The organism is Ignatzschineria sp. LJL83 (assembly GCF_054871845.1).
Window position 1 is genome coordinate 111,089 of record NZ_JBTXLY010000003.1, and the last position, 14,691, is coordinate 125,779.

Annotated in this window: 13 protein-coding genes and 1 riboswitch; of the genes, 10 read left to right on the plus strand and 3 right to left on the minus strand. The window is 36.3% G+C overall.

The features are described 5' to 3' along the window. Positions 1-37: 37 nt before the first annotated feature. The gene (icd, locus tag ACYSN2_RS03330) at positions 38-1,291 is read left to right on the plus strand and encodes an NADP-dependent isocitrate dehydrogenase (RefSeq protein ID WP_461748835.1); all 1,254 of its coding nucleotides are present in this window, start codon (positions 38-40) and stop codon (positions 1,289-1,291) included. Between the two features lie 140 nt (positions 1,292-1,431). On the opposite strand, the gene ACYSN2_RS03335 is transcribed toward icd, so the two are convergent. Next, positions 1,432-1,635: a cold-shock protein gene (locus tag ACYSN2_RS03335; RefSeq protein WP_461748836.1), complete on the minus strand. Its 204-nt coding sequence runs from the start codon at positions 1,633-1,635 to the stop codon at positions 1,432-1,434. Positions 1,636-1,786: 151 nt separating this feature from the next. Between ACYSN2_RS03335 and folK the strand changes: the two genes are divergently transcribed. The 7 genes from folK to truC all read left to right on the plus strand — a co-directional run bounded on the left by folK (position 1,787) and on the right by truC (position 9,185). Next, on the plus strand, positions 1,787-2,287 hold the full coding sequence (gene folK, locus ACYSN2_RS03340) for a 2-amino-4-hydroxy-6-hydroxymethyldihydropteridine diphosphokinase (protein WP_461748837.1): 501 nt from the start codon (positions 1,787-1,789) through the stop codon (positions 2,285-2,287). A 226-nt stretch (positions 2,288-2,513) separates the two neighbouring features. Next, positions 2,514-3,107: an RdgB/HAM1 family non-canonical purine NTP pyrophosphatase gene (gene rdgB / locus ACYSN2_RS03345; protein WP_461748838.1), complete on the plus strand. Its 594-nt coding sequence runs from the start codon at positions 2,514-2,516 to the stop codon at positions 3,105-3,107. Between the two features lie 407 nt (positions 3,108-3,514). Then, a complete protein-coding gene (brnQ, locus tag ACYSN2_RS03350; protein ID WP_461748839.1) occupies positions 3,515-4,843 on the plus strand; it encodes a branched-chain amino acid transport system II carrier protein in 1,329 nt (442 codons plus the stop codon). 567 nt (positions 4,844-5,410) lie between these two features. Further along, positions 5,411-6,184 (plus strand): transporter substrate-binding domain-containing protein, encoded by a 774-nt coding sequence (locus ACYSN2_RS03355; RefSeq protein ID WP_461748840.1) that lies wholly within the window; start codon positions 5,411-5,413, stop codon positions 6,182-6,184. 357 nt (positions 6,185-6,541) lie between these two features. Beyond that, positions 6,542-7,828, plus strand: a complete 1,287-nt coding sequence (aroA, locus tag ACYSN2_RS03360) for a 3-phosphoshikimate 1-carboxyvinyltransferase (RefSeq protein WP_461748841.1) — start codon at positions 6,542-6,544, stop codon at positions 7,826-7,828. Between the two features lie 72 nt (positions 7,829-7,900). After that, a complete protein-coding gene (gene gspG, locus ACYSN2_RS03365; protein ID WP_461748842.1) occupies positions 7,901-8,389 on the plus strand; it encodes a type II secretion system major pseudopilin GspG in 489 nt (162 codons plus the stop codon). Further along, positions 8,382-9,185 (plus strand): tRNA pseudouridine(65) synthase TruC, encoded by an 804-nt coding sequence (truC, locus tag ACYSN2_RS03370; protein WP_461748843.1) that lies wholly within the window; start codon positions 8,382-8,384, stop codon positions 9,183-9,185. The genes gspG and truC overlap by 8 nt, the downstream gene beginning before the upstream one ends. On the opposite strand, the gene ACYSN2_RS03375 is transcribed toward truC, so the two are convergent. Together ACYSN2_RS03375 and ACYSN2_RS03380 are read right to left on the minus strand one after the other, a co-directional pair. Beyond that, positions 9,182-11,344 (minus strand): tetratricopeptide repeat protein, encoded by a 2,163-nt coding sequence (locus ACYSN2_RS03375; RefSeq protein WP_461748844.1) that lies wholly within the window; start codon positions 11,342-11,344, stop codon positions 9,182-9,184. The two genes, truC and ACYSN2_RS03375, sit on opposite strands and share 4 nt — an antisense overlap. A 216-nt stretch (positions 11,345-11,560) precedes the next feature. Beyond that, positions 11,561-12,775 (minus strand): MFS transporter, encoded by a 1,215-nt coding sequence (locus ACYSN2_RS03380; protein ID WP_461748845.1) that lies wholly within the window; start codon positions 12,773-12,775, stop codon positions 11,561-11,563. Between the two features lie 176 nt (positions 12,776-12,951). Beyond that, a riboswitch (PreQ1 riboswitch) is annotated at positions 12,952-12,996 on the plus strand. 5 nt (positions 12,997-13,001) lie between these two features. Between ACYSN2_RS03380 and queF the strand changes: the two genes are divergently transcribed. Further along, positions 13,002-13,472 carry a preQ(1) synthase gene (gene queF, locus ACYSN2_RS03385; RefSeq protein ID WP_461748846.1) on the plus strand — a complete coding sequence of 157 codons (471 nt, stop codon included), beginning with the start codon at positions 13,002-13,004 and terminating at the stop codon, positions 13,470-13,472. A 279-nt stretch (positions 13,473-13,751) separates the two neighbouring features. Beyond that, entirely contained in the window at positions 13,752-14,411 is a 660-nt protein-coding gene (locus tag ACYSN2_RS03390; protein ID WP_461748847.1) for a 7-cyano-7-deazaguanine/7-aminomethyl-7-deazaguanine transporter, read from the plus strand. Positions 14,412-14,691: the final 280 nt, after the last annotated feature.

Sequence of the window (14,691 nt, forward strand, 5' to 3'; positions counted from 1 at the left end):
AACATTTTTTAATTTTTATCTTTATTTTGGAGGTTTTATGACTTATCAACATATTAAAGTTCCTGCGGGCGAAAAAATTACGCTTACTGAGAACTTTGCTTTAAACGTTCCTAACAATCCAATCATCCCTTTCGTTGAAGGTGATGAAGTGGGTGCAGAAATCACACCTGTGATGAAAAAAGTTGTTGATGCTGCGGTTGAGAAAGCGTATGGCGGATCTAAGAAAATTTCTTGGATGGAAGTGTATGCCGGTGAAAAGTCTACAAAAGTATACGGCGATAATGAGTGGTTACCTGCGGAAACGTTAGATGCGCTCAAAGAGTTTGTTGTATCGATCAAAGGTCCTTTAACAACACCTGTTGGTGGCGGTATTCGTTCATTGAACGTGACAATGCGTCAAACACTCGATCTTTACCTCTGCATGCGTCCTGTTCAATACTTCCAAGGCGTTCCTTCCCCTGTGAAAGAGCCTGAAAAAGTAGATATGATCATCTTCCGTGAAAACTCAGAAGATATCTATGCCGGCATTGAGTGGGAAGCTGGATCTGCGGATGCGAGAAAAGTAATTGATTTCTTACAAGATGAAATGGGCGTTAGCAAAATCAGATTCCCAGAAACTTCAGGAATTGGTATTAAACCAGTATCCATTGAAGGAACTAAACGTCTTGTTCGTAAAGCCATTCAATACGCAATCGACAATGATAAGCCAAATGTAACACTCGTTCATAAAGGCAATATCATGAAATTTACAGAAGGCGGTTTCCGCGATTGGGGATATGAGCTTGCTCGTGAAGAGTTCGGCGCAACCTTAATTGGAAATGGTCCTTGGTGTGAATTCAAAAACCCTAAAACTGGGAATATGATTACCATTAAAGATAGTATTGCGGATGCTTTCTTACAACGTATTCTTTTCGAACCTGAAAAATACACCGTTGTAGCAACCCTTAACTTAAACGGTGACTACATCTCTGATGCATTAGCGGCTCAAGTAGGTGGAATTGGAATTGCGCCAGGTGCAAATCTTTCAGATTCAATCGCAATTTTTGAAGCAACTCACGGAACAGCTCCTGATATTGCCGGCAAAAATATTGTAAACCCAGGATCAATGATTCTATCTGCTGAAATGATGTTACGTCATTTAGGTTGGACAGAAGCTGCAGATCTTATCATTAAAGCGCTAAATGGGGCTATTGCTTCGAAGAAAGTCACAGCAGACTTCGCTAAGATGATGACAGACGCAACACAAGTATCTACAAGCGAATTTGGGGATGTCATGATTACGAATATGTAATCATTATTTTCTTGGAATCAGAAAAAAGCCTCTAATAAAATTAGAGGCTTTTTTAATGTTCGGTTATTTTTGTTCTATAGGTTACTAATTAATGCATAACTAACAATTCAATGGAACAACTATATCTCGACTCTCTTTAATTAAACAGGTTTACAAACAGTTGTTTGAAGACCACGATCTGACTCTTTCGCTTCAAACTCAACTTTTTGACCTTCCGCTAAAGTACGAAAGCCATCACCTTGGATAGTAGAGAAATGTACGAATACATCAGCACCACCGTCATCAGGAGTGATAAAACCGAATCCTTTAGATTCATTGAACCATTTTACAGTTCCAATACGCATAAAAAACCTCAAAAATAAAACTTATATGATTTAGAATCATATATAAAAATAGAAACTGCCTACTGCAAGTATTGCCGTAAACAGCTTCTAACATTAAGCGCAAATCTATCTAAATGCAAGATATATATTTTAATTCTTTAAAGGCTTTCATATGCACATAGCGTATTTATCACTCGGTTCAAACCTTAATAATCCTATTAATCAAGTAAATAGAGCCATAATAGAAATTGAAAATATTCCTGAAATACACCTGTTAATATCTTCATCTCTTTATAAAACACCACCGATTGGTCCTGAACAACCTGATTTTATTAATGCTGTTGTTAAAATTTCCACAACGCTTTCAGCTCATGATCTTCTGTTAAAGATGCAAAAAATTGAGCTAGATCATCAAAGAGAAAGAACCATTCATTGGGGTCCTCGAACATTAGATATTGATCTCATCCTCTATGACCAAGACACCATTCGTACCGATATTTTAACAGTTCCCCATCCTTTCATGCAGGAACGCGCCTTCGTGTTAGTGCCTCTTTTAGAAATATCTTCAGACTTACAAACACCGCAACATGGCGATTTAAAAATGATTTTAAAAACATTAGAAGATCGAAAAGATATTCATAAAATCTTAGAAAAAGACCTCATTAACAAGTAATACAAAGATAATATTCTTATAAACCACTTCAAAATAAAAGCGTTAAATAATTTTTTGTTTAAAAAGCATAAATAAAAAGTCACCAGATTTTTAATAAAACAAATCCTCTCAAAAACATTAATGCATTCAATTTAGAGCTGATTTAACAAGTATATATATCCTCATTAATCTTCATTCAATTTCTACAAATAACTCTCCATTTTCACTAACTACAATAGGTATTTCTATGAAAAAAATCGTAATTGCAAGCAACAATGCCGGCAAAATTGCTGAATTTAAAGCACTTTTCAGACCGTTAGGAATTGAAGCACTCTCCTTAAAAGATGCCGGCATTATTTCCGATCCTGAAGAAACAGGACTGACATTTATTGAAAATGCGCTCATAAAAGCAAGAAATGCCGCAAAACTGAGCGGATTACCAGCATTAGCAGATGATTCTGGCTTAGTAGTCCCTTTTCTTAACGGCGAACCAGGAATTTATTCCGCACGATATAGCGAATCAGGAAATGATGAGGCGAATAATCAAAAACTCTTACAAAAATTAAAAAACTGCCAAAACAGTGAACGCGCCGCTTATTTTAAGGCTGTTTTAGCACTAGTTCGTGATGAAACAGATCCTGTTCCACTCATTGCTGAAGGAGAAGTTCATGGCTTTGTCACGGAAAAATTAGAAGGCAATAGCGGTTTTGGTTACGATCCTCTCTTCTATTATCCTGATAAAAAACAGACTTTTGGTGAAATTTCGAGTGAAGAAAAAAATCAAATTTCTCATAGAGCCATTGCTCTTCAAGAATTATCCAAAAAACTAACCCTATTATAATCATAAGGTTAAACCACTTATTCACAGCTCTTACAAATTTATAATGGATAAGTTATCCACAAAAATGTGGATAAGTAGTGGATAACTTTACATTTTTTTATCGACAAACTCATACAGAGTTTTATGCAAGGACTTTTCAACAGCAAAAAATAGGCTTAAGATAAGTTATTCACTGTTTTTACCCAAAATCTGTGGATAACTATAGCTGCTCATCATCATCTATTCTTTATAAAAGAGATGATATTAATAAAAGCTCACAAAAATTTATTCATTTGATAGCAGTTTGGATCCGATCATTTATCCAATGATCTATAAAGCTTAAAAGTATGAAATTTACTGATTCAGTTTTATTTTTTATATAACTCGTTAAAAATACGATGAAAACTCAAATTTAGTAGAGAATTTGTATGTCAAAAAGAACATTATTTATTGGATTTATGTTATTTGCCCTTTTCTTTGGCGCAGGTAACTTGATTTTCCCTCCTACAGTTGGACAATTAAGTGGGGATAATTTTATTCCTGCCATACTAGGTTTTATTGTCACAGGTGTTGGTTTACCGCTTATCGGTATTATTGCCGGTTCATTTTCTGAAAATGGCTTTCAATCTGAAGCTAGAAGAGTCAGTCCTCTATTTGCCGTTATTTTCATGGTTGTGATTTATCTCACAATTGGACCCTTCTTCGCGATTCCAAGAACCTCAATGGTGTCCTATGAAATGGCGATCCTTCCTTTCTTAGAAGGGGGTGTTGAAACCTTTAGTTCTAAGATCTTATTTTCAGTTGTTTATTTTGGGATTGCGTTCTATTTGGCACTTAACCCCACAAAACTGGTTGAGAGAGTCGGAAAGATCCTCACGCCACTTCTGTTAATTACGATCGTTCTCTTAATCATCAGCGCTTTCTTCAAATTAGATGAGCCTATTACAGCGATTAGCCCACAATTTCAGAAAGATCCTTTCTTTGTAGGTTTCTCTGAAGGTTACCAAACGATGGATACCATTGCAGCAGTTGCTTTTGCGATGATTGTTGTGACGGCCGTAAAAGCGACTGGATTAACTTCCCAAAAAGAAGTCTTTAAACAATCAGCAATTGCTGCTGTCATTGCCGGCCTTGGTCTTGGACTTGTTTATGTTTCTTTAGCTTGGATTGGTAATAACTATCCGTTAACAGCACAAGAAGCGAATGGCGGAAATATGGGAACGTCCATTTTAACGGGCGTTGCACGTTTAACGTATGGTGAAGCGGGGCGAATTTTATTAAGCTTGATTGTGTCTCTTGCGTGTTTAACAACAGCAATTGGTCTTATTGTTGCAGTGAGCAGTTACTTCAACAAACTCTTCAATAAAATTTCTTATCCAATCTACGCAGTGATTTTTACGCTCATTAGCTTTATTTTGGCAAGCCAAGGCTTAAGCTCAATTATCATGGGTGCAGTGCCTATCCTTTTAATCATCTATCCATTAACGATCGTTTTAATCGTTTTAATCTTCATTGATAGATTATTGAAAGGAATTCCAAATCTTGCTTTCCAATTAACGATCTATACAACACTTGTCATTAGCACGTTATCAGTGGTTTTAGGGTATATCGGAGACTCCACATTTAAGCTCAAAACAACTGAACTTCTCTCTTACCTTCCATTTGAAGAGAGTTCCATGGGTTGGATGGTTCCGGCAATGATTGCATTAGTGATTGGTATCGCTGTTGGGAAGATCCTCAATACGAAACAAGGTTAATACCTTAAGGTAGTTCACTATTAATATCTAATAGTAACAACTACTTATACCAATAAATTTAAAAGTCGCTTTTGCGACTTTTTTTATGTCTTTTATATTTAAGCCATAGCTATAATTCTCAGCTTGTAACTACCGCTTAGATCTTCAAATGCTTTCTAATATTTCTATATTTTCTATATTTCCAATAAACAATATAACTATTTGTTTATATTCGTAAGCGTATCTCGCAATAAAAATATTTTTCAAAAAAATAGCGCTGTCATTTCATTATGACGAGATTTTATAACTCTTAAAATTCGCTTTAGGATAATTATCCGCAAAAAAACGGTAGAAATCTGTGGATAACTTTAAGATAAACATTAGGCTGACTTATCAGTTTCTTCATCCAAAGATTTATATCAAGAGATATTCACATAAAAAATAGGGGTTAAGACTTGATTAATCCTACGAAATAGGGATAAATTGTGGATAACTCTGTTAGCTTGTCATCATCTATATTTTAAAAAAGAGATGAATACTAATAAGTAGTAACAAGAATTTAAATATCTTTTTCAGTTCGAGGTTCACATGTTAAAAAAACTATTAATCGGAAGTTCCTTACTTCTTGCATCTCAAGTTATGGCTCAAGAAACGATCAAAATCGGGATTGAAGGTTCATATCCTCCTTTTAGTTACATCTCTGAAACTCAGACAATTGAAGGCTTTGAACCAGATTTAGCAAAACTGTTTTGTGAAAAGATGGAACAAAAATGCGAAATCGTTCAAGTGGATTTTGATGCGTTAATTCCATCACTCAACACTAAGCGCATCGATGCCATTTTGGCATCAATGTCCATTACTGAAACTCGCAAAAAAGCCATTAATTTCAGTAATAAGTATTATCAAACACCTGCAAGATTTGTGATTCCAATTGGAAAACAGATCGACATCACAGATGAAGGATTGAAAGGGAAAAAAATCGGCGTTCAAAGTGGGACAATTCATGAAATCTACATGAATGAAAAACACAAAAGAACCTCAGACGTAAGAAGTTACCGAAGTCTTGATGAAGCAATGCTTGATTTAGAAACAGGTCGAATTGATCTCGTATTCGCAGATGCAGTTCCTTTGGATATCGGATACCTTCAAAAAGATTACGCAGATAAGATTGAATTTATTGGACCAGGATTCTTTGAAGAAGAATGGCTTGGAGAAGGCGTAGGCGTTGGAATCCGTAAAGGAGATAATGAGTTATTACAACGATTTAATGATGCGATTCAAGCAACAAGAGATGATGGTTCTTACAAAGAAGTCGAAGCAAAATACTTTACTTATGACGTTTATGGGGAAGAGAAAGAATAGAAAAGCTGTTTTTGCTTAAAAAAGAGACAACAATAGAGATTAAAGACGCTTTTTAAGAAAATGAAATATCGCTTGAATCTTGATTTTAAGCAAGCTTTCAAAAAATGCTTCTATTCTGAACGATAGACAAAATGGATCTTATTTTTATAAGATCTATTTTTTTATCCCCTGAAAAATGTGGATAACTTCTGTATAGCTCTGACATACTTTCTAAAGCCCATACGCCAATAGGAGCTTCTTCCAGAGTTGTGATAAGATCCTTAAAGATCGAGATAGATTCAGGATTGATCCTATTGTTGTTTTATCGAAAAATTGAGTGATCTGATTTTAAAATTTTTTTAAAAGAATGAAGGTGATATGGAAAAACTATTTTTACCAAAAAAAGCAAAAGCTCAGGGAGAAGTGATTATTCCTGGTTCTAAAAGCATTTCAAATCGTATTTTGTTGTTAGCGGCAATGACAGAAGGCGAAACGTTGATTCATAACTTATTGAAAAGTGATGATACTGAACGGATGCTCGAAGCTTTAACGCAGTTAGGGATTGAGGTAAATCTAGTCGATGAAGCAACTCGAACATTTCGTGTAAAAGGTTCAGGCTTAGGGTTTCCCAATAAAAAAGCAGATCTATTTTTAGGAAATGCCGGCACCGCATTTCGTTCATTAACAGCAGCACTTGCCATTAATGGTGGAGAATACGAGCTTTCAGGAATTCCAAGAATGCATGAAAGACCGATTAAAGATCTTGTCGATGCATTGCAAGCGCTAGGATTTGAGATCGATTATTTAGGAAATGCCGGATATCCACCACTGAAAGTAGGCGGTGGATCGTTACAAAAACATCAAGTATCCATTAAAGGAAATGTTTCAAGCCAATATCTTACGGCTCTGTTGATGACATTGCCGAAGTTACAACAAAAGATTGAGATCGTGATTGATGGCGAATTGATTTCAAAACCGTATATTGAAATCACATTGATTTTACTTCGCGCATTTGGTGTTGAGATTCAACATGATAACTATCAGAAATTTATGATTCCTGATAATGCGCAATATAAAACGCCGGGAGAATTTTATGTGGAAGGAGATGCATCAAGTGCTTCTTACTACTTGGGATTAGGATTATTGGAAGGTCCTTTAACGGTGAAAGGGGTTGGAACATCTTCTATTCAAGGAGATATTCAATTTATTGAAGCGCTAGAACTCATGGGCGCTGATGTCACTTGGAAAGAGAATGAAGTGATTGTGGCAAAACCTGTTGATGGAATCATCAGAGGCATTGATTTGGATTGTAATCACATTCCAGATGCGGCGATGACGTTAGCGACGTTAGCAGTGTTTGGAGATCAAAAAACAACCCTGAGAAATATTGGAAGCTGGCGCGTGAAAGAGACAGATCGCCTTCATGCAATGGCAACGGAACTCACAAAGCTCGGTGTAAAAGTGGAAGAGAGCGCAGAATCATTAGTGATTTATCCACAAGATAAGTTACTGAAAGATGTGGAGATTGAAACGTATGATGATCATCGGATCGCTATGGCATTTTCCCTCTTAGCATTTAAAGAAGCATTAACAATTATAGATCCAAAATGTGTGGATAAGACATTCCCGACTTATTTTGAACTCTTTGATAACGTTACGAACTAACGTATTATTAAACAGTGATAGTTATATCTTGCTGTAAAAACCGATTATCTTGAATTTTGGTAACCATGACGAATGTTTAAAAGTTCCTTTAAAACACTTTATAAACAGGGATTTTCATTAGTAGAACTAATGATCCTATCGGTCATTGTTGCCATTTTAATGGCGATGTTTTCTCAAAATGTGCTCGGTATTAATGATGAATCGAAGATTACAAAGGCACATCAAAATTTACGGTCGATTGAAGGCGCTTTAGGAATTTTTCGTGATGATCTGTTGCGATATCCTTCTAGTGAAGAGGGATTAAAAGTGTTAGTGGAACCGATAGATGATCCTCGTTGGAAAGGGCCTTATATTCAAAAAGAGATGATTATCGACCCATGGGATATTCCTTATTATTATGAATTAACGCCAAAACAATACTTTATTATTACTTTAGGGCAAGATCGAAAGATCAATGGTAAAAATTTGAATCAAGATATTGTGTATCAAAAGCATTTAACACTTTACCCTTTTTCCCCTTTGTCTGAAGCTGAAAACTCAGAACAAACAGACCATGAATAAACCGCTTGTGGATAACCTCTTGGATAACTTAGAGTCTTTAGATATCTCTACTGCATTGCCGGCAAAGCCACTTTTAGAAGTGTTATATCAAGATGATGAGATCATTGCCGTAAATAAGCCGAGTGGTTGGTTTGTGCATCGTTCGTTATTAGATCCAAAAGTCACTGATATTGTTTTACAACATTTGCGGGATCAAGTGGGGAAGTATCTCTATCCGATTCACCGTTTAGATCGACCCACTTCTGGGGTTTTACTGTTTGCATTTACGGCAGAAAGTGCGCGATTTCTCTCAGAACAGATGATGAATCATACGGCTGAAAAAGAGTATTTAGCCATTGTGCGTGGATATGTGGAAGCTGAAAATGAGAAGATTGATCATACTCTTTCTTTTATTAAAGATAAGATTGCGGATAAAGATTCTGGAGAAAAAGAGGATCAGGAAGCGATCAGTTATGTTTCGGGAATACATAAAGTAGAACTAAACTTATCCACAGGGAAATACCCAACCTCTCGTTACTCTTTAGTTCGTTTAAAGCCGATTACGGGTCGAAAACATCAGTTAAGACGACATATGAATCATATTTCGCATCCGATTATTGGAGATACGACTTATGGGGATTTAAGGCATAATCGGTTGTTTCTAAAAGAGTTTAATATTGATCGATTAATGCTTCATGCGAATAAAATCACAATGATTCATCCAACCACAAAAAAGGCACTTACAATTGAAGCGCCTTTAGATAGCTTGTGGATAACTCTGTTAATAGAGTTTGGATGGGAATCACTAAAACTTTAGAGTGGCGTGAACGTTTCTAGAATAATTTCAAAAAGATCCTCTAATTCACGTTCAACAGGATTTCGAACTCTTTCTTCTTCTAGGATTTCGGTATCTGTTTCAGGAAGCTCTGTAACTTCATTGAGATAATCAACTTTTTCACAACCATCAATATCCCCTAAGTCGCAAGCGCTTTGATACCATGTTTTTGCTAATCCTGTATTCTCAGCAACAAATTCCCCATGTTCATACATATATCCCACATTGTAAGCGGACTCTTTATGACCTAAGTTTGCTGCCGTTTGATACAGTTCAAAAGACTTTTCTTGATCTTGTTCTGTCCCTAAACCTTGATCATGCATTGTGGCTAAGTAAAAGAGACTTTCCGAATAATTATGATGGGCGGGTTCCATTTTTTCGAGATAGGAAAGCGCTTTTGTATAATCTTCGGAGAAACTATCGCTATTGCCATTACCGTTATAAGCCATGACACCGAGATAAAAATTGGCTTCAGAAAAGTTTTTCTCAGCCGCTTTCTCTAGTAATGTTGTAGCTTGAGCATAAGTATGATTATTACCACTCTCAAGCGCTTCTAAATAAAAAAGATATCCCGCTAAGAAGAGGTTCTCTCCATTATTATCTGTTTGAATATTTTCTAATAATAGATCTGAATTTTCTGATAAAAAGACTCTTGCCCGTTCAGGATCGGCATTTAAAATAGAAGTTGTCGTAAGTTCTAAAGGCGCTACAGGCGTTTCATGTTCCATGATTTGATCAAAGAGAGAATCCAATGCCGGAGAAGCGGCATTATCTTCTTCTAATAACTGAATCGCTTCACAGCCATCTTCATAATTGTTATCACAGGATTTTTGATACCACTCTTTTGCCAGCTCAAGATCAATATCGACAAATTGGCCATATTCATACATGTAACCCACATTAAAGGTGGAAGGATTATGATCTAATTCTGATGCTTCTTTAAAGAGGGCAAAAGATATTTCATAACTTTGTGGAACACCTTCTCCTAAGTCATATTGCACACCACGGCTAAAGATGGCTTCAGGATGCTTTGCGAGTTTTGGATGAGAATAGAGTTCTAGAGATTTATGATAATCTTGTTGAACGCCATTGCCGTAATAGTAGAGCTCAGCTAACTCATACATCGCATTATCAGCACCTAATTCAATCGCTTTTTCGAGCAAGACTTTAGCTTTAATATAGGCGCTCGAATCATATTGATCATCACCGATGGCATTATAGTAAAGACCTAATAGATAGATTGCGTCACTATTTTTTTTCTGTGCTTGTAGAATAATATCAGGTAGAGATTCATTGAGCTGGTTTAGCTGATAATAGGTATCAAGCTCAGTAATCTCAGCAGGATTTGGAAGCGCTTTTCCCGTTGCAGAAAGTGCCGGGTATTCAGAAATAATATCAGTCATTAAATCATCAAAACTAAGCGTGAGATATTTTAGGCGCTCAGTATCGTTACAACTACTTTCATCCCCTAACTCACAAGCTTGTTGGTAGAGTTCATTGGCTTTTTGAAGATTGATTTCCGTAATAGAATCAGTGCCATTTTCATAGTAATAGGCAAGGGTTCTTAATGCCGGTTGGCTCTTGAGCGCTGCCGCTTTTTCAAAATAGGCTAAGGATTTAGGATAATCAACTTGAAACTCATCTGTTTGATAGAGGCTTCCTAAGCTAAAAAGCGCTTCTTTTTGATTTTGAAGAGCTGCTTTCTCATAATACTCGGCTGCGGTTGCATAGTTACGTGAAACCCCTTCGCCGTAGTAGTAGATCTCGCCTAAGAGATAACTTGCTTCTTTTGAACCGAGAGCTTCCGCTTGGAGAAAATACTCTTTTGCCTTTAGATAATCTTCCTCATTACTATTATCTTCGGCTTCTGAATAGTGATAAAAACCTAAGAGAAAAAGATCATCAGCTTGATTTTTTGCAGCCCCTTTTTTAATGGAATCGAGCTGATTGATCAGCGCTGAATGACGATCATAATGATCCATCTCTATAAAGGCATTGACAGGTTCAGTTGCAATCACAGTGGATTGTTGTTCGAATGTTTGATTGATGTAGTCTTCTAAGGGCGTTGTAGCAATTGCCGGAAGAATCAGACTAGAAAGAACTAACGATAATAATATTTTTTTTGCAGGACGTTTAAACATATTTAAATTACCTAGAAAATAGTTTTAGAAGAATAGAGCTAAAATTTCAAAAGAATATTTTGTATACAATATATAAGTTATATTTTAAGTAATAAACAGTATAAACGGAAAGTGGAAGAAATCAGCAGAAATAAAAAAGGCCTTGAACTTTATTTTGTTCAAGGCCTGTGTCTAATAATAGATTAGCGCTTCATCGATATAATGAATAGTCGCTTATTAATCTAAAGCTTTTCCTTTTGTTTCCGGAATCAGGAAGATAAAGGCTAATGCCGATAAGAGATAAACGCCAGAGATTAAACCAAGCGCATAACTAATACTATATTGCATCGCAAGCGTTCCGATAATGAGCGGTGCAAAACCGGCAATTCCACGACCTGCGTTAAAGATAATGTTTTGTGCTGAAGAACGAGCCTCTGTTGGGTAATGTTCAGAAAGAAGTGCGCCATATCCGCCCATCATACCATTTACGAAGAATCCTAAAATTGCACCTAAGAACATTAGTACATAGTAGTTAGATTGTTGGAAGTAGATCCAAACGAATGCCGCGCTCACAAGTAAGAACACAATATAGGTCGGTCTTCTGCCAAATTTATCTGAAGATGAACCAAACGTTAATGTTCCGATAATCATTCCGATTGTGGTAATTAATGTCCAATAGAATGTGCCGGAAAGGGTAAAGTTATGTTCTTTTGCAAGCATCGTTGGCATCCAAATCATAATGCCGTGGAACCCAAAGTTCTGAACGCTTGTTGCGATCACTAAACCAATGGTCGTTAAAGTGGTACGCGTATCTTTAAACAGAGGTTTGATCGAGATTTTGTTACGGTTTTCTCTTTTTACTTGTAACCAAATTTCAGGCTCTTTAAGATTACGGCGCGTCCACCATACTAAAATTGCCGGCAATGCACCGATTAAGAACATTCCATGCCAACCAATATAAGGGGAGAGTAAGCTCACAAGTGCTGCAAGTACGATCCCCACTTGGAAACCAATGGCAACCACAGCGGTTGCGCGTGAACGTTTTTTAGCAGGCCAAGTTTCAGCCACTAACGTCATTCCGATTCCAAATTCACCACCTAATCCAAGACCAGCAATAAAACGAAATACTGTGAACATTTCTGCAGATGTTGAAAGGGCAGCTAAACCGGTAAAGACTGAGAAGAGAAGAATGGTCCAGTTAAACACACGAACTCGGCCATATTTATCAGCGAGCATTCCGAACACGATTCCACCAATCACCGTACCGATAAGCGTAATCGTTTGGATCATTCCACCTTCAGCATCCGTTAAACCAAATTCTGATTTAATGAGAATAAGCGCAAAGGCTAAAATCATAATATCAAGGCCATCCATTGCGTAGCCTAAAGTGGAAGCGAGTAGCGTCTTCCGATCCCCTTTTTCAATAACGGGGGCGTGATTGTGCTGTGTCATAAAGAATCCTTTCATGAACATTTTGATAAAAAATGAGAAATAATGCGAGATTAAACGGCGAATATTATAGCAACTGATCGAGAATTATACATATTTAAAATTTTGATCAATTTTCGGAAAAACGTTGAATTATGGTAACAAAGAAAATACAATGCATCTCGTCAGCGTTAAAGGTAACGCTTGTGGTTCGTAACCATCCCACACTAAAAAACTAGGAATTAACAAAATGACACAAAAAAGTGCGCAGCTTGAAAATTTAACGTTACTTGGTAATCAAGCGACAGCTTATCCTACTGACTATTCTCCTAATATATTAGAATCATTTAAGAATAATCATCCTGGTAGAGAGTATTTCGTCAATTTTCATTGCCCAGAGTTCACAACACTCTGCCCAATGACAAATCAGCCAGATTTTGCAACGATCTATATTTCATATGTTCCAACTATTGAAATGGTTGAGAGTAAATCATTAAAACTCTATCTCTTTAGTTTCAGAAATCATGGATCTTTCCATGAAGATTGCGTGAATATTATTTTAAATGATCTCGTGAAATTAATGGATCCACTCTATCTTGAAGTGCGTGGTGAATTTACACCAAGAGGGGGAATTTCGATTCATCCTTACGCAAACTACGGAAAAGAGAACACAAGATGGGTTGAAGTTGCTGAGAGAAGATTAGAAAATTTTTCATTCTAATTAAGTCATCCAAACTGCGATATTCACAAGATATTTAAACGACGTTGAACCTTAATAAACAGCAACTAGCAAGACGTAAATCTTAATAGAATCGATTGGAGTATGAATTTTATCTCCATTCCAATTAGAACTCATATGACTCATCGATTATTTACTGTTCTAGTTGCTGTTTATTAACCTTATTGAATATCGCTAGAATCTCTAAAAATCAAAATTATCTCCTTCAAATATCACCGTGTGAAACATGGTGATTTTGTCATTTTTATAAAAAGGTTTCACATGGAACATTCAGTTTTTCGATTGGAAGATCGGACAAAAGCATTACCGTGGTTGGTTCTTTTCCATATCGTGGTCATTGCTTCAAGTAACTTTTTAGTACAAATCCCCATGTCCTTATTTGGATTTCATTCCACTTGGGGATCATTCAGTTATCCTTTTATCTTCTTAGCAACGGATTTAACGGTAAGAATTTTTGGTGCAAGACCGGCAAGAAAAATTATTTTCTGCACCATGTTTCCGGCATTAATTATCTCATACCTTGTTTCTGTCTTATTTGATGGCGGAAGTTGGCAGGGTAGTGGTGCGTTTGATTCATTTAATCGCGGCGTTGCACAGATTGCCTTTGCAAGTTTCTCGGCATATGTCATCGGGCAGATTATGGATATCGTCGTATTCAATCGCTTTAGAACTAATTACCAATGGTGGATCGCACCATTTCTTTCCGGCATTATTGGCAATCTCATCGACACGGCAGCTTTCTTCGGCATCGCTTTCTACAAAACGGATGATCCTTATATGGCGGAACATTTAGTAGAAGTGGCTAGTGTGGATTACCTATTTAAAATGGGTGTTTCAGTATTACTCTTCTTGCCGGCATATGGTGTTATTTTGAAAATCATTACCGATATGCTCTTAAGAAGCCATCGGAAAGCAGTTTAATAAACGTTAAAATATCAAATAAACTGATCAAAAAAGATAAAGTTTGAAAATAAAGCGCCGAGATAAAAATGATATCTCGGCTTTTTTGTGCCGGAATATTTAATCTCTATCTGGAAAAAATGAACAATATCAAAAATAGGGTTTTAGAGAGAAAAACGACAATTTATACCATCTTTTTTAGAAAAAGTTTTAAAAACAGAGATAAATAGCGACTATTAATTGAAAAAAATAAACATTACTTACTCGTTGATATAACAATATTATTCTTGGATTTATTTTC

Coding starts and splice junctions, on each gene's coding strand:
- icd (WP_461748835.1), top strand. CDS start 38: ATGACTTATCAACATATTAAAGTTCCTGCGGGCGAAAAAATTACGCTT.
- ACYSN2_RS03335 (WP_461748836.1), bottom strand. CDS start 1,635: ATGCGTATTGGAACTGTAAAATGGTTCAATGAATCTAAAGGATTCGGT.
- folK (WP_461748837.1), top strand. CDS start 1,787: ATGCACATAGCGTATTTATCACTCGGTTCAAACCTTAATAATCCTATT.
- rdgB (WP_461748838.1), top strand. CDS start 2,514: ATGAAAAAAATCGTAATTGCAAGCAACAATGCCGGCAAAATTGCTGAA.
- brnQ (WP_461748839.1), top strand. CDS start 3,515: ATGTCAAAAAGAACATTATTTATTGGATTTATGTTATTTGCCCTTTTC.
- ACYSN2_RS03355 (WP_461748840.1), top strand. CDS start 5,411: ATGTTAAAAAAACTATTAATCGGAAGTTCCTTACTTCTTGCATCTCAA.
- aroA (WP_461748841.1), top strand. CDS start 6,542: ATGGAAAAACTATTTTTACCAAAAAAAGCAAAAGCTCAGGGAGAAGTG.
- gspG (WP_461748842.1), top strand. CDS start 7,901: ATGTTTAAAAGTTCCTTTAAAACACTTTATAAACAGGGATTTTCATTA.
- truC (WP_461748843.1), top strand. CDS start 8,382: ATGAATAAACCGCTTGTGGATAACCTCTTGGATAACTTAGAGTCTTTA.
- ACYSN2_RS03375 (WP_461748844.1), bottom strand. CDS start 11,344: ATGTTTAAACGTCCTGCAAAAAAAATATTATTATCGTTAGTTCTTTCT.
- ACYSN2_RS03380 (WP_461748845.1), bottom strand. CDS start 12,775: ATGACACAGCACAATCACGCCCCCGTTATTGAAAAAGGGGATCGGAAG.
- queF (WP_461748846.1), top strand. CDS start 13,002: ATGACACAAAAAAGTGCGCAGCTTGAAAATTTAACGTTACTTGGTAAT.
- ACYSN2_RS03390 (WP_461748847.1), top strand. CDS start 13,752: ATGGAACATTCAGTTTTTCGATTGGAAGATCGGACAAAAGCATTACCG.